At 40.5% G+C, this 20776-nt stretch carries 22 protein-coding genes and 1 riboswitch; of the genes, 13 read left to right on the forward strand and 9 right to left on the reverse strand.

Going from position 1 to position 20776, the window contains the following annotated elements:
- Positions 1-81 precede the first annotated feature (81 nt).
- On the forward strand, positions 82-267 hold the full coding sequence (locus AUO94_RS10500; RefSeq protein ID WP_008498283.1) for a hypothetical protein: 186 nt from the start codon (positions 82-84) through the stop codon (positions 265-267).
- 54 nt (positions 268-321) lie between these two features.
- On the opposite strand, the gene AUO94_RS10505 is transcribed toward AUO94_RS10500, so the two are convergent.
- Positions 322-1209: a MerR family transcriptional regulator gene (locus AUO94_RS10505; RefSeq protein ID WP_058384164.1), complete on the reverse strand. Its 888-nt coding sequence runs from the start codon at positions 1207-1209 to the stop codon at positions 322-324.
- A gap of 136 nt (positions 1210-1345) precedes the next feature.
- Positions 1346-2545 (reverse strand): MFS transporter, encoded by a 1200-nt coding sequence (locus tag AUO94_RS10510; RefSeq protein ID WP_058384165.1) that lies wholly within the window; start codon positions 2543-2545, stop codon positions 1346-1348.
- A gap of 418 nt (positions 2546-2963) precedes the next feature.
- Between AUO94_RS10510 and AUO94_RS10515 the strand changes: the two genes are divergently transcribed.
- The 11 genes from AUO94_RS10515 (at position 2964) to AUO94_RS10565 (ending at position 13726) form a co-directional block, all read left to right on the forward strand.
- Positions 2964-4466: a succinyl-CoA:acetate CoA-transferase ScpC gene (locus AUO94_RS10515; RefSeq protein WP_058384166.1), complete on the forward strand. Its 1503-nt coding sequence runs from the start codon at positions 2964-2966 to the stop codon at positions 4464-4466.
- A 99-nt stretch (positions 4467-4565) separates the two neighbouring features.
- Positions 4566-5210, forward strand: coding sequence for a LytTR family DNA-binding domain-containing protein (locus AUO94_RS10520; protein ID WP_058384167.1), 645 nt, complete (start codon positions 4566-4568; stop codon positions 5208-5210).
- A 286-nt stretch (positions 5211-5496) separates the two neighbouring features.
- Entirely contained in the window at positions 5497-7020 is a 1524-nt protein-coding gene (locus AUO94_RS10525; protein WP_058384168.1) for a succinyl-CoA:acetate CoA-transferase ScpC, read from the forward strand.
- Between the two features lie 269 nt (positions 7021-7289).
- The gene (rlmN, locus tag AUO94_RS10530) at positions 7290-8363 is read left to right on the forward strand and encodes a dual-specificity RNA methyltransferase RlmN (protein WP_058384169.1); all 1074 of its coding nucleotides are present in this window, start codon (positions 7290-7292) and stop codon (positions 8361-8363) included.
- A gap of 209 nt (positions 8364-8572) precedes the next feature.
- A complete protein-coding gene (locus tag AUO94_RS10535) occupies positions 8573-9130 on the forward strand; it encodes a hypothetical protein (protein ID WP_058384170.1) in 558 nt (185 codons plus the stop codon).
- A gap of 121 nt (positions 9131-9251) precedes the next feature.
- Positions 9252-9355: riboswitch (TPP riboswitch) on the forward strand.
- A 128-nt stretch (positions 9356-9483) separates the two neighbouring features.
- Positions 9484-10167, forward strand: coding sequence for a thiaminase II (gene tenA / locus AUO94_RS10540; RefSeq protein ID WP_058384171.1), 684 nt, complete (start codon positions 9484-9486; stop codon positions 10165-10167).
- A gap of 1 nt (position 10168) precedes the next feature.
- Positions 10169-10954 carry a hydroxyethylthiazole kinase gene (gene thiM / locus AUO94_RS10545; RefSeq protein ID WP_058384172.1) on the forward strand — a complete coding sequence of 262 codons (786 nt, stop codon included), beginning with the start codon at positions 10169-10171 and terminating at the stop codon, positions 10952-10954.
- Entirely contained in the window at positions 10951-11796 is an 846-nt protein-coding gene (gene thiD / locus AUO94_RS10550) for a bifunctional hydroxymethylpyrimidine kinase/phosphomethylpyrimidine kinase (protein WP_058384173.1), read from the forward strand. The genes thiM and thiD overlap by 4 nt, the downstream gene beginning before the upstream one ends.
- Before the next feature lie 19 nt (positions 11797-11815).
- Positions 11816-12433 (forward strand): thiamine phosphate synthase, encoded by a 618-nt coding sequence (thiE, locus tag AUO94_RS10555; protein WP_058386828.1) that lies wholly within the window; start codon positions 11816-11818, stop codon positions 12431-12433.
- Positions 12430-12918: an energy coupling factor transporter S component ThiW gene (gene thiW / locus AUO94_RS10560; protein ID WP_058384174.1), complete on the forward strand. Its 489-nt coding sequence runs from the start codon at positions 12430-12432 to the stop codon at positions 12916-12918. Before thiE ends, thiW begins: the two co-directional genes overlap by 4 nt.
- A gap of 88 nt (positions 12919-13006) precedes the next feature.
- Positions 13007-13726 carry a YkuS family protein gene (locus AUO94_RS10565; protein WP_237150106.1) on the forward strand — a complete coding sequence of 240 codons (720 nt, stop codon included), beginning with the start codon at positions 13007-13009 and terminating at the stop codon, positions 13724-13726.
- 210 nt (positions 13727-13936) lie between these two features.
- Here AUO94_RS10565 and AUO94_RS10570 read toward each other — a convergent pair whose 3' ends face one another.
- Positions 13937-15214: an MFS transporter gene (locus tag AUO94_RS10570; RefSeq protein ID WP_058384176.1), complete on the reverse strand. Its 1278-nt coding sequence runs from the start codon at positions 15212-15214 to the stop codon at positions 13937-13939.
- A 242-nt stretch (positions 15215-15456) separates the two neighbouring features.
- Between AUO94_RS10570 and AUO94_RS10575 the strand changes: the two genes are divergently transcribed.
- Entirely contained in the window at positions 15457-16212 is a 756-nt protein-coding gene (locus AUO94_RS10575; RefSeq protein ID WP_058384177.1) for an exodeoxyribonuclease III, read from the forward strand.
- Positions 16213-16402: 190 nt separating this feature from the next.
- On the opposite strand, the gene AUO94_RS10580 is transcribed toward AUO94_RS10575, so the two are convergent.
- The 6 genes from AUO94_RS10580 to AUO94_RS10605 all read right to left on the reverse strand — a co-directional run bounded on the left by AUO94_RS10580 (position 16403) and on the right by AUO94_RS10605 (position 20775).
- Complete coding sequence (locus tag AUO94_RS10580; protein ID WP_058384178.1) at positions 16403-17590, reverse strand: CDP-glycerol glycerophosphotransferase family protein; 1188 nt, start codon at positions 17588-17590, stop codon at positions 16403-16405.
- A 243-nt stretch (positions 17591-17833) separates the two neighbouring features.
- A complete protein-coding gene (locus AUO94_RS10585) occupies positions 17834-18184 on the reverse strand; it encodes a Na+/H+ antiporter subunit G (RefSeq protein ID WP_058384179.1) in 351 nt (116 codons plus the stop codon).
- Entirely contained in the window at positions 18162-18446 is a 285-nt protein-coding gene (locus AUO94_RS10590) for a Na(+)/H(+) antiporter subunit F1 (protein WP_058384180.1), read from the reverse strand. The genes AUO94_RS10585 and AUO94_RS10590 overlap by 23 nt, the downstream gene beginning before the upstream one ends.
- Positions 18443-18928, reverse strand: coding sequence for a Na+/H+ antiporter subunit E (locus tag AUO94_RS10595; RefSeq protein ID WP_058384181.1), 486 nt, complete (start codon positions 18926-18928; stop codon positions 18443-18445). The genes AUO94_RS10590 and AUO94_RS10595 overlap by 4 nt, the downstream gene beginning before the upstream one ends.
- A 31-nt stretch (positions 18929-18959) precedes the next feature.
- A complete protein-coding gene (locus AUO94_RS10600; protein WP_058384182.1) occupies positions 18960-20444 on the reverse strand; it encodes a Na+/H+ antiporter subunit D in 1485 nt (494 codons plus the stop codon).
- A complete protein-coding gene (locus tag AUO94_RS10605; protein ID WP_058384183.1) occupies positions 20437-20775 on the reverse strand; it encodes a Na(+)/H(+) antiporter subunit C in 339 nt (112 codons plus the stop codon). Before AUO94_RS10605 ends, AUO94_RS10600 begins: the two co-directional genes overlap by 8 nt.
- Between the last annotated feature and the right edge of the window lies 1 nt (position 20776).

The raw sequence follows: 20776 nt of genomic DNA on the forward strand, positions 1-20776 counted from the left end.
TCACGCACTTGCTGAGCAAGTGCGTTTTTTTCTGCAGCAGTGTACAATAAAGACAAGAAGATCTAAAAGGAGCGGATACAGATGAAATACAACAAATCCAAAATGGAGCAATTGGTCAGTGATCATCCGGAATTGAAAAAACGGTTGAAAGTGCTGAAGGATGAGATGGAGCTTGAAAAAGGCTTTGCGTTAAAAGCGCTTTATCACTCAGAAGTCACAGACAACGGACCATACCAAAAAGACTACCAAGATCTTGATTGGCAATAAAACACAAAAAAAACTCCCTCAATTTCATTATTGAAGGAGTTTTTTGTATAGGCGTTAAAACTTTTGGTCATCTAACCACTGCTGCCAAACTTTTACATCGCTACCTAAATACCAGCGATTTTCTTTAGTTTGTTCGCAGTCCACACCTTGCCCACCAAGAACAAAATGCATTTCTGGATTTGCCTTGGCTAAAGCGTCGATATAGTCATTGGCCAGTGGCAACATCTTAGGAGAAGCGATGGACATACAGAGTAATTTGAAATTTTGTTTAGCGACCATTTCCTCTAAGCCTTCAAGAGGCGTATCCGGTCCAATGTAAACTACGGAAAAACCGTTCTCGCGTAAGAACAAAGTAAACAGCAGTAAGCCAAGCTGGTGCTGTTCACCGCTTGGGCTAAGTGCCATGACTTTTGGCAAGTTTGGGGAAATTGGGAAAATGCGGAAAAACTGATTAAAGCGTTGTTGAACGATATGGGTAATCATATGTTCGTGAGCAACACTAATGATGCCGTTCTCCCAAGCCTCTCCAATTCGCACCATCAGTGGCGCAATAATATAAAAAAAGACTGTTTGATGATGAAATAAAGAAAAATGCAAATCCAACAAATAGTTAAAGCGTTCCGTATCCATTTCGGCAGCGGCCTGAAAAAGTTGATCAATTTGTTCGCCGTATTCTAATGTCTCTCTGTTAGGAAGTTCGTTATTCGGAACAATAAACTTCTTGCGTGAAGCATGTAGTTTTTTTACAGCTTCACTTATCTTCATGCCGTTGCCTTGTACTTGTATTTTTAGCCATTTCAAATCTTCCAGATTTTGATCCGAATACAAGCGATGTCCAGATTCTGTTCGGGCAGGAGTAATCGCACTATAACGCGTTTCCCAAGAACGAATTGTCACTTTCGGCATATCTAAAATTTTGGCAGCTGCTTTAATGTTATACATAGCATTACCTTCATTCTATTTATAGATTTATCGTGCATGTTGTACAAATATTATACAACGTATCGTTAGAGCCGTAAAGCAGGACACCGTAAGTGATAAAAACAACAAAAAACGAACTCTCTGGTGAGAATCCGTTTCAGATAACTGCCGAATTTTTTGCGGCACGTGAGCGTTGCCAAGCTGTAGTAATCAACAATGTGATCAGTAACATAATCAGTCCTAAAATGAATGGATAGACAATATTAATATCGTAAAGAACACCTGCTAGTAAAGGACCAATTACGTTTCCGATACTCATATAGGCATTGTTCATGCCCATCGCAAAGCCAACTTCACCATCAGCCATTTTGGAAATCAGTGTATTTAAGACAGGTCGTAAAATAGAAGTAGCAAGGAAAATGATTAGCGAAACAGCAAAGAACATAGCATAGCTTCCAGCAAAAAGAGACAGCAAAAAGCCAAATGCAGCGACGCCAAGAAATGCAACCAAAATGGACACTTCACCATAACGGCGAACAATCCGATCTACAACAAATAATTGCACAATTACACTGACGACGCCTGTTGCAGTAATCATAACAGCGATATCTTTCGCCGTGGAATCGAACTGATTGTCTAAATACAAACCAACTACTGATTCGTAGGCTAGCAAACCAAAGCTCATAACGAGAGTAATGATTAACGGAATAAAATACGGCATCTTGGTGGAGCGGCCAATTTTAGTGAACATAGATTCTTCATCGGTTAACTTTGCAGCCAGTGAAGGATTGGCATCTGTAGCGTCGTGCTCTTTCAACCAAATGACAGAAAAAACAGCAGCTCCTAGTGATACGAGTGCTGAGACGAGAAAAGGTAATTTTAAGGTGTAATCGGCTAAAAATCCACCAATTCCAGGTCCAACCACAATGCCGAGCGACATCGCTGCAGAAACCATGCTCGTTCCTTTTGCGCGCTGGTCGAAAGTGGTAATGTCTGCGATATAGGCAAAAATCGCTGGAATCAGCATCGCTGCCCCAACGCCACCGATGACACGAGAAAAATACAAAATCCAAATAGAATCAGAAGCATAAAAAACAAACATGGAGATGGTTAATCCAAATAAACCGTAAATAATCATTTTTCGGCGACCGTATTGATCGGCCCATTTACCAGCAACTGGGGAAAAGATAAATTGGGAAGCGGCAAAAATAGCAATCATCAGGCCTGCTGCCATGCCGCCTTGGTCGATTGAGACCAAGTACGAAGGCAGAATCGGAATAACAATTCCAAAACTTGCAACCGCGATAAACATATTAATCATTAAGATGAAAATCTTCTTTTTTTGGTCTGCAGACATGTTGCGCACCCTCTTTTCTTCTATATGTTCGTACAAATTTGTTTTCTATAACTTTTCAATGTTATTTCAGTAGAAACTTGTTGTCAATGGAACAGTCTTGCTATATTTTCCATCTGTTAAATCCATAGAAAAGAGTAGTGAAATCGAAATTTACGTTAACTAAGAAAAGACTCCACGTGTTAACAAGACAAGAATTTCGAGTACCCACAAAAATTCATAAGCTTGAAAAAATTACATTTTTTGATTGCAAGAATAAAGAATTAATTTAATGAAATGTTCTTGTGTTTTGTTGCAGGACTGTGAAGAATAGCAGGAAAACTCTGTATTTGGAAGCTTAGTATAGAGTCGATGAACCAATGAATAAGATATAATTAATGTATAGGCTAACAAAAACTAAAGCCTCCGAAAGGTGATAAGGATGGACAATAAACTTCATCGTATCAAAGCTATCGAATTACAGGACCGAGTGGTATCTGCGGATGAGGCGGCGTCTTGGATCAAAGACGGAATGACGCTCGGATTAAGTGGATTTACACGTGCGGGAGATGCTAAAGCAATTCCTTATGCATTGGTTCGCCGCGCTGAAACAGAGCAGTTTAAAGTAAATGTTTTTACTGGGGCTTCTTTAGGTTCAGATGTCGATAAATTAATGGCAGAAGCAGGAATTGTGCACAAACGGTTGCCGTTTCAAGCAGATCCGGCTATGCGCAGAAAGATAAATAATGGGGATATGCTGTTTGTTGATCACCATTTATCACAAACGGCTGAATGGATCCGGGCTGGAGTCATCGAATCAATCGACTACGCGGTTATTGAAGCATTGGAGATTACAGAAGACGGCATGATTATTCCAACGACGTCGGTTGGCAACTCTTCGGTTTTCGTCAAGCACGCCAAAAACGTTATTATAGAAATCAACCTTTCGCAGCCTCAACTGTTTAAAGGCGTACACGATATTTATGAACCTGAAAAACAAGGTCAGCGTTCGCCGATTCCTTTGGCACATGTTAGTGATCGAATCGGAACAATCGGGATACCCGTGGATCTTGAAAAAGTCCGAGCGATCGTCTTTACTGATCAGCCGGATTCTCCTTCAACTATTCTGCAACCGGATGACGACACCGAAGTGATGGCTCAACATCTCCTGAATTTCCTGCGCTCGGAAGTCGCATCGGGACGCTTGACTAATCAGCTTGCTCCTTTGCAGTCGGGAATTGGTTCGGTCGCAAATGCTGTTTTGCACGGTTTAATTGATTCGGAGTTTGAAGACATGGAAGTCTATTCAGAAGTTCTTCAAGATGCTGTTTTTGACTTGATTGATGCTGGGAAAGTGAAATTTGCTTCCGCTTCGTCGATTACATTGTCTAAAGAAAAAATGGATCAGGTGTTTGGAAACTTTGAAGAGTATCGTGATAAAATCCTCTTGCGGCCACAAGAAATTACGAATCATCCCGGATTGATTCGCCGACTTGGGTTAATTTCCATTAATACAGCATTGGAATTTGATATTTATGGCAATGTCAATTCAACGCATGTCTCAGGCAGTAAAATGATGAATGGCATTGGGGGTTCTGGTGATTTTGCTCGCAATGCACGTCTCTCGATATTTGTTACGAAATCGATTGCCAAAGGCGGCATCATCTCGAGTATTGTGCCATTCGCCACGCACGTTGACCATACTGAGCACGATGTCGACATCGTTGTGACTGAACAAGGGTATGCAGATTTACGTGGGCTCGCTCCGCGTGAGCGGGTTCCTCTAATTATTGACAACTGCATGCACCCAATGTACCGCAATCAAATGCGCGCTTACTATGAGGAAGCACTATTACGTGGTGGACAAACGCCTCATGTACTGGAAAAAGCATTTTCATGGCATGCAAATTTAACAATTAGCGGTACGATGCTTCTACCGGAGTAGCCGTATAGACCAGTCCCTTTAAAGGGCTGGTTTTTCTATTTATAGAAGAAAGCTAGTTCATGTATAATTAGAAGGATGAGTTTAAACAGGAGGATTCGAATGGAAAGTTTTACGCTAGGTTCTCTATTGGATGTCATGGGAGAATTATTCTCTGACGAAATTTCAATAGCCGTTACAAATACAAAAGAATATATTTACTATCGTCCAAGTAAGCGAGTAGATTTAAAAATCAAACCAGGCGATTTGGTCAAGCCTGGAACGATTGCACACAAAGCATTGCTGGCAAATCAGAAAACGTCTGAATTCATTAATCGTGAAATTTTTGGTGTTCCATATCACGGCATGGCTGTACCTTTTGAACATGAAGGTAAATTGCAAGGATGTGTCATGGCCATTTATCCGGCATTTACTGAAGGGAAGTCAGTGGTTACTGTGAAAAGTCCAGATGGCTGGAAGCCGATTCCTTTTACAGAAGTGAAGTATTTGGAAGTCAAAGATCGCAAAACCCATGTTCATGCAGAAGGCTATTCGGGCACCAATAAAAACTCTCTTCAGGAATTTGAATTTATACTGCCACGTGAATCATTTATCCGCTGCCATCGTTCATTTATTGTTAATGTGCATCATATAGAAGAAATTTACCCAGATACACATTCCACATTTGTTTTGGCAATGAATAACGGAGCACGAATCCCCGTCAGTCAGTCTTATTCTAGCTATTTCCGAAAACTTTTAGGGTTTTAAGAAAAGCGCATGTCCGCGAAAAGCGATCATGCGCTTTTTTTTGCTTAAAAAAATGCTGTTTGAGACAGCTGTTTCTCTGCTTTGTGACAGTTAACGCTTGTCCGTGCTGTAAAACTCAGTTTTTTAACAGGATAAGTTAAAATTATCTAATAATTAAAAGATAATCGATAATGACATGCTCTACCCTTTTTTACGTGAAATGCGATTTTAAACTGAGCGTACGCTCATGAAAACGCTTTATTTTAAAAAAGCCATTAAAATTAATAGTGAAAGAGAGTGATCTACAATGGAACAGAAAGTTAATCGAATCAAAGCCAAACAGTTGCAGGAGCGAGTAGTGACACCTGAAGAGGCGGCTTCATGGATACAAGACGGCATGACACTTGGACTTAGCGGGTTTACGCGTGCTGGAGATGTGAAAGCGGTTCCTTTCGCTTTGGTGAAACGTGCAGAAAATGAAAGCTTTAAAGTGAATGTTTTCACAGGCGCTTCGTTAGGCTCAGATATCGATCGATTGTTTGCAGAAGCGGGGATTGTCAACAAACGTTTGCCATTCCAAGCAGAACCGGCAATGCGCAAAAAAATTAATGACGGCGAAATGCTGTTTGTCGATCATCATTTGTCACACACGGCAGAATGGGTTCGTACAGGCGTTACAGAACCGATTGATTTTGCTATTGTAGAAGCGTTATCTATTACAGCAGACGGCATGATCATTCCGACAACTTCTGTTGGAAATTCGGCAGTGTTTGCGAAACATGCTAAAAACATCATCGTTGAAATTAATATGGCACAGCCCCAATTATTTGAAGGCTTGCACGACATCTACGATACAGGCAAACAAGGTGAGCGCTTGCCAATTCCAGTAACCGCTGTTGATCAGCGCATTGGCACAGTTGGTATCCCGATCGATATGGAAAAAGTGAGAGGCATTGTTTTTACTGAACAATTGGACTCTCCTTCAACTATCGTGCCACCTGACGAAGATACAGAAATTATGGCTGGCCATTTGCTTGAATTTTTACGTGCTGAAATTCGTGCAGGTCGCTTAACAGAAAGCTTGGCTCCTTTGCAATCAGGTATTGGATCTGTAGCGAATGCCGTTTTACACGGAATGGTTGATTCGGAATTTAAAGATTTACAAGTATATTCGGAAGTCTTACAGGATGCTGTTTTTGATTTGATGGATGCGGGTAAAGTAAATTTCGCATCTTGTTGCTCAATTACATTGTCCGAACCGAAAATGAAACAAGTTTTTGGGGAATTTGAAAACTACCGCAACAAAATTATTATGCGTCCACAGGAAATTTCCAATCATCCGGAAATTATCCGCCGTCTCGGACTCATTTCGATTAATACCGCATTAGAGTTTGATATGTATGGAAATGTTAACTCGACGCATGTTTCAGGCACTAACATGATGAACGGCATCGGCGGATCAGGTGATTTTGCGCGCAATGCTCGTTTGGCGATTTTTGTAACAAAATCAATTGCCAAAGGTGGAAATATTTCAAGCGTCGTTCCATTTGTCTCGCATGTTGACCACACAGAACACGATGTGGATGTCGTTGTCACGGAACAAGGCTATGCAGATCTTCGTGGCTTAGCACCGCGCGAACGCGTGGAAGTTATCTTGAAAAACTGTGTACACCCATCGTATCGTGCACAACTTCGCGCGTATTACGACGAAGCGCTAACACGCGGTGGGCAAACTCCACATGTCTTAGAAAAAGCGTTCTCTTGGCACACGGACTTAGCAAAAAACGGTACCATGCTACAGAAAAAACAGCAGGCAGCCGTATCTGTGTAAAATAGTTTGGAAATAAAACGCTTCTATAAAAATCAATGAAACCAGGTCTGCTTAACAGCGCCTGGTTTTATTGTTTCCAATAAGCTTCAATTAAATAGGCAATTCCGTATAGGAAAGATCCTTCTTTTTACCTTTTTTTATTTTTGAAATAGGCGGTATAAAAGCATTTATTAATCAGATTTTTCTGTCTAAACAAAAATAGTTGTTGTCAAGCGTTATTTTTAGTATTATAATAAGCAATTGTGAAATTTGAAATGAGGGTTCTTTAAATGAAAAATTCCATCTATGGATTAACGATAGACCAGTTAAAAGACTGGTTTTTAGAAAATGGTCAGAAAAAATACCGTGCGGAACAAGTATGGGATTGGTTGTATATAAAACGCGTCACTGAATTCGCAGAAATGAACAATCTGTCGAAAGACTGTGTTCAGTTGCTAGAAGACAACTTTGCGATTCGCACGTTGAAAGAAACAGTGAAGCAAGAATCTGCAGACGGCACGATTAAGTTTCTTTTCCAAATGCAAGACGGTAACTTGATCGAAACGGTATTAATGCGTTTTAAATACGGAAATTCTGTTTGTGTAACCACACAAGTGGGTTGTAACATTGGCTGCAGTTTCTGTGCCAGCGGACTATTGAAAAAGAGCCGCGATTTAAACGCGGGCGAAATCGTTGAGCAAATTATGCAAGTGCAAGCGCATTTTGACACACAGCAAAAAGAAGAACGTGTGAGTCACATCGTCGTAATGGGTATCGGCGAACCATTTGATAACTATACGAATTTGATGGGCTTCCTAAACATCGTTAATTCTCAAAAAGGTTTGGCTATCGGAGCTCGACACATCACCGTTTCAACAAGCGGTATCGTGCCAAAAATTTACGATTATGCAGATGAAGGCTTACAAGTAAACCTGGCAATTTCAATTCATGCACCGACTAATGAGTTGCGTACGCGTATTATGAAAATCAATAAAGCATATCCAATCGAGAAATTGATGGCTGCGATCGATTATTACCTAGAGAAATCCAACCGTCGCATCACGTTTGAGTATATTTTATTGCGTGACGTCAATGACCATGTAGAAGAAGCGCATCAATTAGCGAAATTGCTAGAAGATAAGCGTCACTTGTCATACGTGAACTTGATCCCGTACAATTCAGTTGATGAGCACGATCAATATCAACAAAGTACACCAGAAGCCATTAGTGCTTTCTACGATGCATTGAAGAAAAAAGGCATCAACTGTGGCGTACGTCACGAGCAAGGCGCCGATATCGATGCTGCTTGTGGACAGTTACGAAGCAAGCAAATCAAAAAAGAGAAAAAAGAAGTAACCGTTTAATAAGCAAAAACGTTCCTGATTTTCAGGAACGTTTTTTTATGCTGAAAACAAACTATTTTAAACAATGGTCTTTCAAAAAATACTTTTTTAGTAAATGAAACTTTCTGAACATTAAGAACGTATGAATCTTAGTAGCACGAGTAATTTATCTAATCGATTATTTTTGGTCAAAAGTTTATAAATAATGGGTTAAGAAAGGAAGTGGGGGATTGAAGAAAGTTCTGTGTACAGTAATTTTGCTTGGAGCAGTCACCTTAGCTAGTTGTAGCGGCCTTTCAACACACGAAGATGATGAAGTAGCCGCTATTGTAAATAATCATGAAATTACAATAGGGGATTTACGATTTTTATATCCTGACGATAGCGCATTAGATTACTTGGATTCAGCAATAGCTGTAGAGTTGATCAAACAAGAGGTACAGGAAATGAACCTTGATATTTCTCCACATCTTACAGGAGAAACAACCTCGGAAGAATTTGAAAAACTTCCTCCAGCGAATACAAAAGATGAAGGTGGAAAGCAAGTGCGTGCGTATGCTATCGCTCAAGCTGAAAAACTAGATATGTCACCCGAAGAATTCCAAAAGCAATACGGTAAAAAAATTAATGAACAAAATGCTTATATCAATACGTATCTTGAGGAGAAACTAGGGGGAGGAAACGTTAATGATCTAACATGGATGGATGACTTTGGGGAAGACTATAATAGGTTAGTAGAAAAATTAGTCGAGAAAAATAAAAATGACATTGACGTGTTTATTAATTAATGTTTTTGGAGAACACCATTTAGAAGTACACGTAGTTCTATACCAAACCAGCAAAAAGAATTGTATAAAGACTATAGAATTAGTAGAATCTATGATATAGTGATGTCGAAAACATAATTAAAAACACCACTAGGGGAGCCGGATATCGGCTGAGATGAGCATAAGCTCGGACCCTTTGAACCTGATCTGGATCATACCAGCGGAGGGAAGTGGCGGAACGTCTGCTATTTTCTTATCGACTGCATACGCCGCTTCCCTTTATTGGGGAGCGGCGTTTTTATTTTGTGCAAGAAAATTGACCGTGCCTGTCAGAGCAAGGCACGGAAACTAGATACAGAAAAGGAGATAGGAAAATGACATTTTGTACAGAAGTGAGAAAAGAATGTAACAGTTTATGGCAAGCAAGTTTTGATCATCCGTTTGTAAAGGGAATTGAAGATGGGACATTACCAGTCGAGATATTCCGTTTTTATGTCATGCAAGACGCTTATTACTTATCCCATTTTGCTAAAATTCAGGCACTCGGTGCGTCTAAAGCAAAGGATATGGAAACGACGCAACGCTTTGCAATTCATGCGACACATACCAGTACAGCCGAGCTATCGTTACATGAATCATTTATGAAAATGTTAAGTGTTACGGAAAAAGACTGGTCCCAATTCGAACCTTCACCTACAGCGTATGCGTACGTATCTCATATGTACCGCGCATCTGCAGGGGAATTGGCAGATGTATTAGCAGCCATATTGCCTTGTTACTGGTTGTATTACGAAATCGGTGAGCGATTGAAACATGCAAAACCGGATCATCCGATTTATGACCGGTGGATTGAGACTTACGGGTCCGAAGAATTTGGTGAACTGGTCAACGAACAAATTGAACGGATGAATCAGTTGTCAGAAGACTTGCCAGAAGCACGCCGTAAAGAATTAAAAGACCATTTCCGCAAAAGCAGTTATTATGAATTGAACTTTTGGGATCAAGCCTGGAGACAAGAATCCTGGTCTATAGAGCCAACTCAAAAAGTAGGTGTTTAACATGTTTCAACAAATAAAACAAAAAAACCCGTTGGTTCATTGCATCACAAACCATGTAGTTTCGAATTTTCAAGCGAATGGTCTATTGGCAATAGGCGCTTCTCCAATCATGGGAGAAGCGCCTGAAGAAGTAGAGGAACTCGCTGGATTAGCACAGGCAGTGTCATTAAACATTGGAACTTTACACGCGGAGTCGCTGAAAAGTATGCTGATCGCTGGAAAAAAGGCAAACCAATTGGGCATCCCGGTTGTTTTAGATCCTGTTGGAGCAGGAGCAAGTAACTTCCGAATCCATGCTGTTCGAGAAATTTTAGAGACAGTTGACGTCAGCGTTCTTCGCTGCAATGCAGGAGAGCTCGCAGCTGTAGCGGGTAAAGAGTGGCAGTCTAAAGGTGTTGATGCCGGAGAGGGGCTTCTAGACGTTAAAGAGCTTGCTATGTCTACTGCGAAACAGTTGGGCTTGATTGTAGCGGTCACGGGCAAAATAGATTGTGTGACAGACGGAGACTGTGTTGATGAAATTCCTTTTGGAAGTCCGATTATGGCTTCGATTACAGGAACAGGCTGCTTACTGAGTAGCGTTGTCGCTGCAGGTCTTGCTGTTGATTCTGAAAATCCGTTAGAAACAGTGAGCGCTATTTTGCGCTATTTTGCGATTGCTGGTGAACTAGCTAGTCAAAGCGTGAGTCTCCCTGGAGATTTTCAACTTGCTTTCATGAATAGACTAGCCAGTTTAACGGACGGCGAAGTCGCCGAACAAATTTATTTACAGGAGAGAGTGCTATGACAAAAACACCGCAAACTTTAACAATTGCTGGATCCGATTCTGGAGGAGGGGCAGGCATTCAAGCAGACTTGAAAACGTTTCAAGAGCTGGATGTCTATGGCACCTCTGTTATTACGGCCGTAACTGCTCAAAATACGATGGGTGTTTCCGCTATCTACCCAATGTCGGCACAAGCCGTACACATGCAATTAGAAGCGGTAGCTAGCGATTTTGAACTAACGGCTTTAAAAACAGGTATGTTATTCAATTCTGAAATTATTAAAGAAGTGGCAACCGCAATTCACAAGTTCGACTGGAAAAATGTCGTTGTGGATCCCGTCATGATTGCTAAAGGGGGCGCGGATTTATTGCAGCAAGAAGCAGTAGATGCAGTGAAAACGCATTTATTGCCACTGGCATTACTCGTTACCCCAAACATTCCAGAAGCAGAAGCTTTGACGGGCATCCCCATTACAAATGTTAGTAGTCGTCAACATGCAGCTGAAAAAATTTTGTCACTAGGTGCGAAATCCGTCGTTATTAAAGGTGGCCATGCAATGGATAGAGACTATGCAGAAGACTATTTTTTGCAGGCAAATGGGGAATCGTTCGTGTACCGATCAGCTCGGATTTCAACAAAACAAACGCATGGTACTGGCTGTACGTTTGCAGCGGCTGTGACAGCAGAGCTAGCAAAAGGTCAGCAACTAAAAGACGCTATTTTTACGGCCAAACAATTTATTCAAGCGGCTCTTAGTGAACCACTGAATATTGGACAAGGTCATGGACCCACAAACCATGCGGCATATAAAGCTAGGATAGTAGAAAAGAGGGAGGCACATAAAATTGAAGTTTTCTACTAAATCATCCATCTATTTTATTATGGGTTCAAAAAACTCAGGAGTTCGAGACCCTTTGCAAGTAGTCGAGGCAGCATTAAGGGGCGGCATCAACCATTTCCAATTGCGAGAAAAAGGTGATGGTGCATTGACGGGTTCAGCACTACTTGAATTTGCGTTACATTGCCAGCGATTGTGTCGTGAGTACAGCGTGCCGTTTATTATCAATGATCAAGTCGAGCTGGCATGTAGTATTGGAGCAGATGGTGTTCATATCGGTCAGGATGATGCAGCGACGCAAGAAGTTCGTCAACTGATCGGAGCCGACAAAATTTTAGGCGTTTCTGTTCATTCTGTAGAAGAAGCTAAAATTGCTAGTAGAGAGGGAGCAGATTACGTTGGAATGGGTCCGATTTTTGGAACAGTTTCAAAAGCAGATGCCAAAAAACCGGCTGGCGTCAAAGAAATTTTAGCAGTTAAAAATGAATTGCCTAACTTACCGATTGTCGGCATCGGCGGCATTACTGCTGAAAATGCCCATCAAGTTTGGCAAGCAGGCGTTTCAGGAATTGCCGTTATAACCGCAATCACAGAAGCAGCGGATATTGCAGAACGCATTCAACTGTTACAAGTTCCCTGCAAAGAAGAGCATAGAACATGACAACGAAAAAAATGGTCGTTATGGCGATGTTTGTGGCGATTGGAGTGGCAGGTTCTGCTTTTGTTTATTTTCCAGCAGGAATTGCTCGAGCCTATCCAATTCAGCACGCGGTCAATGTGATTGCAGCAGTTCTCCTGGGGCCAGGTCCGGCTGTGTTGATTGCCTTTATGACCGGGGTCATTCGAATACTAACGGGAACCGGCTCGTTATTGGCTTTTCCTGGTGGAATGATTGGAGCTTGCCTAGCCGGCATTATGTATGCCAAGTTCGGTAAGATTTGGCTAGCTGCTCTAGGAGAAGTAGTAGGCACTGGACTCATTGCTTCACTAGTAGCGGTTCCTTATGCACAGCTTTTCCTTGGCACTGAATTTGGCGCTTTATTTTTTGTGCCACCTTTTTTTATTTCCAGTTTGTCTGGTGCCGTGTTAGGTGTTGTGTTGGCAACGCGTCTCATGAAGACCCAGACTCCAAAAGCCTGGCAGTAAATCATAGAGCTTTCTAAACGTGTTTATAACTTCGTAAATAAGGGAAAATGAAAGATATAGACATTTAGAAAAAGGGAGTGGACAGAATATGGTGAAAATTGCAGTCGAGCATCCATTTACATCGGTACGTGAAGCGTTAGAGAAAAAGGGGTACCAGGCAGACATGCTTGAAGACAAAGTAGATTCTACTGATTACGACGTTATTGTTGTGAGAGACCAAGCAGATTTAGCTGACTATCACATGAGCGTGTCACTTGTCGAAGCTAAAGGCCGTACATTATATGAAATCGTGGAAGAAGTAGAAGAACGTCTTGTGCGCGGTGGGAAAATTCAAGAGCCGCAACCAACTGAAGCTGAACGAAAAGAAAGCGGTGGCGGTGGCGGCTTCTTAGCTGGCGCAGCAACTGGTGTAGTTATTGGAGCCGCAGCTGGATTGTTATTCGCACCAAAGAGCGGCAAAGAACTTCAAGAAATCGTTAAAGAAAAAGCAATGGCTTTAAAAGAAGACAACGCTGAAGGTTCAGGCGGTGCAGTAGATCAAGTGAAGGACAAAGTAAACCAACTAAAAGAAAAAGCAAGTGATTATACAGAAACTGCTAAAGATAAAGCAAGCGATTATACCGAAAAAGCGAAAGACAAAGCTGACGAACTCAAGGCAAAACGTGTAGAAAAACAAGAAGAAAAAGAAGTTGAAAAACAAGAAAAAGCTATTGAAAAAGAAGTGAAAGAGCAAGAAAAAGTAATGAAAAAGAAGAAAAAGAGCAAGAGAAAGCTGAGAAAGAACACGAGAAAGCTGAAAAAGCAGTAGAAAAAGAAATCAAAAAAGCTAATAAAGAAGCCGACAAAGAAACAGGCGGCACCGAAGTGGTCGATTTGAAAGATGCAACGATCAAAAAAGACAATGCTGGCAACGTAACAGTTAAAGCAGACAACTCTAACAAAAAATAATGATAAAAAGGTGCCCCAACTCAGTTGGAAGGCACCTTTTTTGATTTCAATTTGTTGTCGTTTAGTCACTTTAGACCTCGGATACTTCGTCTACAGAGTCATGCGATGTTGGTTCAGGTACACGAGACAATACGATCAGTCCGATGACGAATAAGATAACCAGACTGAACACACCCATATTGGATTTACCTGTCACTTGAGAAGTAATAGCTACAAGCAAAGGACCAAGGATTGCGGCAAACTTCCCAAAGATATTGTAAAAACCAAAAAACTCATTGGAATTTTCTTTAGGGACGAGTTTTCCGAAATAAGAACGACTCAATGCTTGAATGCCCCCTTGGCTTGTTGCTACCAGCATAGCCAAAATCCAAAAATCCGTAATGGTTTCCAGAAAATAAGCATAGATACAAATAACGATATAAACACAAATTCCTACGTAAAGCATTTTTTTTCCGGTAAATCGATTAGCCAAACGACCGTAGAGAATGGCGAATGGCGCAGCGACTATTTGTGTAACCAGTAAGACAATCAATAAGCTCGATGAATTTAATCCCAAATCAGTGCCGTATGCAGTCGACAACGCAATAATGGTTCCAACACCATCAATATAAAAGAAATAAGCGATTAAAAACAAGACCAATGCTCGGTATTGCCGAATTTCCCGGAGCGTTTTTCCTAACCGTTTAAAACTTTGGCGAACTAGACGCGGTTCTCGTTTAATATAATGCAGTTGCTTAACATGGCGAAACATGGGGATTGAAAAAGCAATCCACCAAATGGCGGTGATCATAAAAGCGATACGGCTAGCGATAGTTACAGAAATGGGCAACAGACCATTTTGAGCGAGTATAATAATAGCAATCGATAATATAAATGGAATGGTCGAGCCGATATATCCGAGTCCGTATCCAAATGCGGAGACGCTGTTCATTCGTTTTTCTGTCGTAATGTCTACAATAAATGCATCGTAAAACAAATTAGCACCTGTCGCACCAAGAGCGGCGAAGACATAGCAAATCAACATGAGTAACCAATTTTCACTGGGTACGAAAGCCAGCAATGCAGTTGACGCAGTTCCTAATATGAAAAAGCCGACGAAAAATCGTTTTTTCAATCCTTCATAATCCGCAATAGTACCCAATATGGGACCAATCATCGCTAAAATAAAGGTAAAAATAGCAATGGTATAACCTAAATAAGCAGTTGAATTGGCTAAGCTAACACCGGCTTCAGTGGCAGAGGCTTTATAGTAAATAGGGAATACAGCTGTCGTGATAATTAGGGTATAAGCAGAACTTCCCCAATCATATAGTGCCCAGCTTTTCTCCTCTTTCGAAAATTTTTTCATGTTCTTTCCTCCTTTGTCTTTGAGATGCGGAATCGAAATTTTTATATTCAAGAGACTGCATTTCGGGCACGTAGCATGTTACTTTACAAGATAACTTTATTGTACAAGAAGTTCCTTCTGAATAATGCGGAATGTTTTAAAAAATACAGAAATTTTACATAAATGAAGTGTTATAAGTGATTGGTTGAGTCTAATCTATGCTTCCTTTAAACTAAGGGAGGGTTAAGAAAGAAGGGGCATCATTGAAATTAATTTCGTGGAATGTTAACGGCCTTCGCGCTGTTATGAAAAAAGGCTTTATGGATTTTTTTACTCAAGTGGATGCAGATGTATTTTGCCTACAAGAAATCAAATTGCAGGAAGGGCAAATAGAAATGGACCTTCCCGGCTATTATACATATTGGAATTATGCCCATAAGAAAGGCTATTCAGGTACCGCTATTTTTACGAAGCAAAAGCCGTTGTCGATTCAATATGGTTTAGGTATAGAAGAACACGACACGGAAGGACGAATGATTACATTAGAGTTCGATAGCCATTATGTTATAACGGTATATACCCCAAATTCGCAGCACGGATTGCTTCGCTTAGCTTATCGGTTGTTGTGGGAAGAGGCTATTTTATCATTTGTGAAAGCGTTGGATAACCAAAAACCGGTTATTTTATGTGGAGATTTAAATGTGGCACACGAAGAAATCGATTTGAAAAATCCGAAAGCGAATAAGAAAAATTCAGGGTTTACCCCTGAAGAACGTGGCAAAATGACGCAGTTTTTATCAAGTGGATTTGTGGATACATTCCGCCATTTTCATCCGGAAGAAACTGACTTTTACTCGTGGTGGTCGTACCGCTCTAATTGTCGTGAAAAGAATGTTGGCTGGAGAATTGATTACTTCCTCGCCTCTCAAAAGCTCGTACCTCAACTTACAAGCGCAAAAATACATGCAGACACATGGGGATCAGATCATTGTCCGGTAGAATTGCAGATAAAACTGTAAAAAATGTTAATCGGAAATGGCTTTCTACAAAGTTTGTGCAACGATACCGGAATGTTCTTTCGTACTTTCTCGACTTGATCGGTATGTTGAAACTGCATAAAAAGAAAAAATGGCAGAGAAAATGATAATTTTTCTCTGCCATTTTAATTTTAAAAATGTATAGGATATCTATAAGTTTCACGTGGAACTATTAAAGCTTCATAACACGCTTTGTCAGGCGCTTGCAATTATCTTGGTCGAAATAATCAATATAAGCTGTAGCTTTTGGGTACCACTCGTTCCAAGTGATTTTTTCTTCGATGATTTTTTTCAAGTATTCATAAACATGATCGATTGAATTTGCTTTATATCCGCTAAGGTCTGTATCCATGTTTAAATAAGATCCTCTTTTGTCTAAATATTCTTCTTGATCAAACATGAAGAATATAATAGGTTTATTTAAATACAGGAAGTCCCATGACACGCTGGTGATATCAGTCAATAACATGTCATTATGATCAATCGAATAAGCAATTGTTTCTTGACTAGAGTCGATAAATGTAATGCCGTTTTCAGCATTTGTTAAGTTGGTAAAGTAACTTTCAAATTTTTTCATGAAAGGATGCAATGCAATATTTAAATGAAGATGGTGATCGGCGAGGAGCTTTTGAATACCTTTGTGCTCCAATAAGCCGGTTGTGTTTTTAAAATAAGCGCTGTCAACAAATTGTTCTTTAGTCAAATCAAAAAGCCATTCACGCCAAGTCATCATCATTAAAATGTTTTTGACTTCTTTAGGTGGCTGATTTTGGGGATACCGATCAAAGCGAGGAAAGCCAGTTATAATTAGTTTCTGTTCAGGCATTTCCCATTCATTCAGCTTCAAGTTGTATTCATATTGGGAAGCGCAATTGAAATAATCTGTTCTTTTTAATAAAGGAATATCTTCTTTTTGAATCAAAATCTTCTTGAATCCTTCTATGCCATGGCTAATGTGCGTGATGATCGTTTTCCGGTTGAGAAAAAGAAATTTATCAGCTGCTGGAACAATATCGTAAAGAAGAGAATGTCCATGGAATGTATAATCAGCTTGAAAAAACAGCAAATAGTTTTTGAAACTACCAAGCGAAACAGCGTTTTCAATATTCTCGTTTTTAGCATAGGTAGTTTTTGGATCGTACATCCAATAAGCCGTTACTTGTTCTTTATGGTTACTCAATAAATAGTTATGATAAATTGCGGCATTGTCTTCGTATTTTTCTCCAAGATTTCCACCGACTAAAGCAATTTTCTTTCCATCTTTGTTCTTTACAAAAAAGGAAAGAGTATAGGCAATTGAAACCTTAAAAAATACCTTTAAAGGATCCCATCTCCTTTTTTCTTTTAATTCTATACTCATCTAAAAGCCCTGCTTTCTACTAGTTGTCATTACTTTAGTTTTCCACATATCACAGTCTTTGTCTATTGCCAGTTAGCAAAAAAATGGATTTAAAAGGGGGAACTGCCGAGAACGATAGCCAAAGACAGCGATTCAAGAAGAAGATGTCGATTGTAGATGTGCAATTCCATATTGACGAAATAACGCTACTAAGCGCTTTAGGAGTAAAAAAGTGGGATAGCAGAAGGCGCCACACCACTTTTTTTACTTCTTAAACAATTCTTCTAATGCATCTTCAGTAGAGGAGTCAGCCAATTTAACATTTGATCGGTATGCAGCTCGTGTAATCAGATGTCCCGAAACCGGCGCAGTTAAAAAAACAAAGGTTATACCTAATAGGAGCCTGACGCTGATAAAGTTTTCAGATGCCCAGAAATAGATAAAGGTTCCAGATAACGATAACAAAACAGCGAGTGTAGAGCTTTTCGTAGCAGCATGTGAACGCGTGTAGACATCGGGCAACCGAAGAATTCCAATGGCGCTGATTACAGCCATGATACTACCGATTAGAATTAGAACAACTCCGAAATATTCAGCGATTGTGTTTATGCTCAACAATATCGCCCCTTTCAACAAAACGTGCCAAGGCAAGAGTACTGATGAATGCTAAAATTCCAACAATCAAGATAACTTCTAGAAAAGCATGCGTGTGAAGAACCACAGAAAAAACAGCTACTCCCGAAATCAAATTGACACCGATCATATCCAGTGCGACAACACGATCGGGCATGGAAGGTCCACGGATGATTCGGTAAAGTGCCAGAATGATCGCTAGGATGAAAAGGGAAAGAGCAATGGTTAATAATGTGTTTATCAATTTCTTGTCACCTCCATAATTGCTTTTTCAAAAGCCTTGATAGACTTCAGTACGGCCTCACGTGAACTTTCTACATCCATCGCATGAATATAAAAAATTTTACCATTTGGCGAGACTTCCATAACGACAGAACCAGGAGTCAAGGTTAGCAAAAGGGCCAGTGTGGTCAATTCGTAATCGCCTTCCATACTATGTTCATAAGTGAAGATGCCAGGTTTTATATTCAGCTTTGGACTTAAAATTTGTTTCATAATCAGCAGGCTCGATTGGAAAAGTTCCGAAACAAAAATCAGCAGCAATTTGATGGTAGAGTAAACGCGCAGCAAGTAAAACTTAGTTCCAAAAAAACGGTGCATCAGAAAAAGAATGCCGATACCAATCAAATAACCGCTAAGAAAAGTTGTGATATAAAAAGCATCTTCATCCATTAATAATGTCCATAGCAAGGCAATGGTGATATTTAATAGAAACTGAGCTGGCACTTGGATTCACTCCTTTCAATCGAGAATGGATTTACTGATGGATGCCTAATACTGCATTGATATAAATACCGGGATCCAGTAATGTTTCAGCAGCTTCTGTGACATAAACCGACAGACCTTCAGTGCCTAAGCCAATGCCGATAGTTAGGAATACAAGCACCAAACAAGGCAACAAGACACCTCTACGCAGTGGCAGCTGTTCTTCTTTACTGACGATTGTCTCACCCCAAAAACAGTTTTTAAAAACGCGAAGCAATGAGTAAAGAACAAAAATACTCGATAATAGTGCCAGGGTCAACAATACATAGGAACCGCTATCGATTGCTGCACTCGAAATCAGAACTTTGCCGATAAAACCGCTGAAGGGAGGAATTCCGGCAAGCGATAGCATTGTGATAAAGAAAGACCAACCAAGTAGCGGATAGTTCTTCATGAGTCCACTCATTCCTGCCATTTTCGAAGTGCCGCTCAGCGTAATCATCGTACCAACAAGTAGAAACAACAATGCTTTGGCAACCATATCATGAATCATATAGTAGATAGCTCCTTCAATTGCTTCGGGTGTGGCGATTGCCAAACCGACAAGCATGAACCCTACGGCAATGACAACGTTATAAGCTGCAATGCTGCGGATATCGTTAAAGGCGATTGCACCTAAGCTACCGCCGATTAAAGTCAACGCAGCCATAATTCCGATGATAGTATGTGTGATTTCTGGCTGATGGTAAAAAATCAATGAAAAGATACGGAACAGGGCATAAATACCAACCTTCGTTAGTAGTGCCCCGAAAAGGGCGGAAGTAACAACAGGTGGTGAACTGTAAGACCCTGGAAGCCAGAAGTACAGAAGTAAACCAGCCTTTAAACTGAAAACAATTAGAAAGACGATGCTGATGGTTGTCAGAAGCGGTGTTTGACCAACTTCTGCAACTCGTTCAGCTATATGTGCCATATTCAACGTGCCGAGCGTTCCATAGAGAAAAGCTAAGGCGACAAGGAAAAACCAGGAAGAGACGATATTAATAGAGACATATTTTACAGCTTCTCGTAATTGACGTTTGGAATTCCCTAAAGTCAGTAGTACATAAGAAGACAATAGCATTACTTCAAAACAGACAAACAAATTAAATAAATCACCAGTCAAGAATGAGCCATTGACCCCTGCTATCAGAAATAGCACGGTCGGATAAAAATACATGGTCTGTAATTCTTTGCTAGTGGAGATTAATGCATAGCTTAAGCAGATAGCTGTCACAATGCTAGAAGTCAGCACCAGCAGAATAGAAAAGGAGTCCGCAACGAATAAAATGCCGAAGGGCGGTTCCCAGCCGCCAAAATCCAAACGGAAAATTCCATCGGTCTGTACCGTATGTAATAGATAGAAAGAAATTCCTGCAGTCATAACCATAGCTGCAATGCTGATCCAGGCCTGGATACGTCCGTAGGTCCGGAGAAAAATCAATAATACACCAACAATAATCGGGAGTAACATGGGAAGAACTAAGATGTTATTCATCATCAGAACCTCTCATTGTTCCTAAATTGTCGGTACCCAGCTCTTGATAAGCCCGGTAGGCTAGCACTAGGATAAAAGCGGTAACAGCAAAACTGATGACAATGGCTGTTAGGATTAATGCCTGAGGCAGTGCGTCCACGTAGGATTTAGCTTCTTCACCGAGCAGCGGAACCGTACCCAGCTTTAAGCCGCCCATCGACAAAATCAGCAGATGAACAGCATGAGACAGAATGGCCGTCCCTAATATGACACGCACTACGTTTTTTGATAATACGAGGTAGATGGCGACCGTGGTAAGGACGCCGACCAAAATAATGATCAATGATTCCACA

The organism is Planococcus kocurii (genome assembly GCF_001465835.2).
GTDB lineage: Bacteria > Bacillota > Bacilli > Bacillales_A > Planococcaceae > Planococcus > Planococcus kocurii.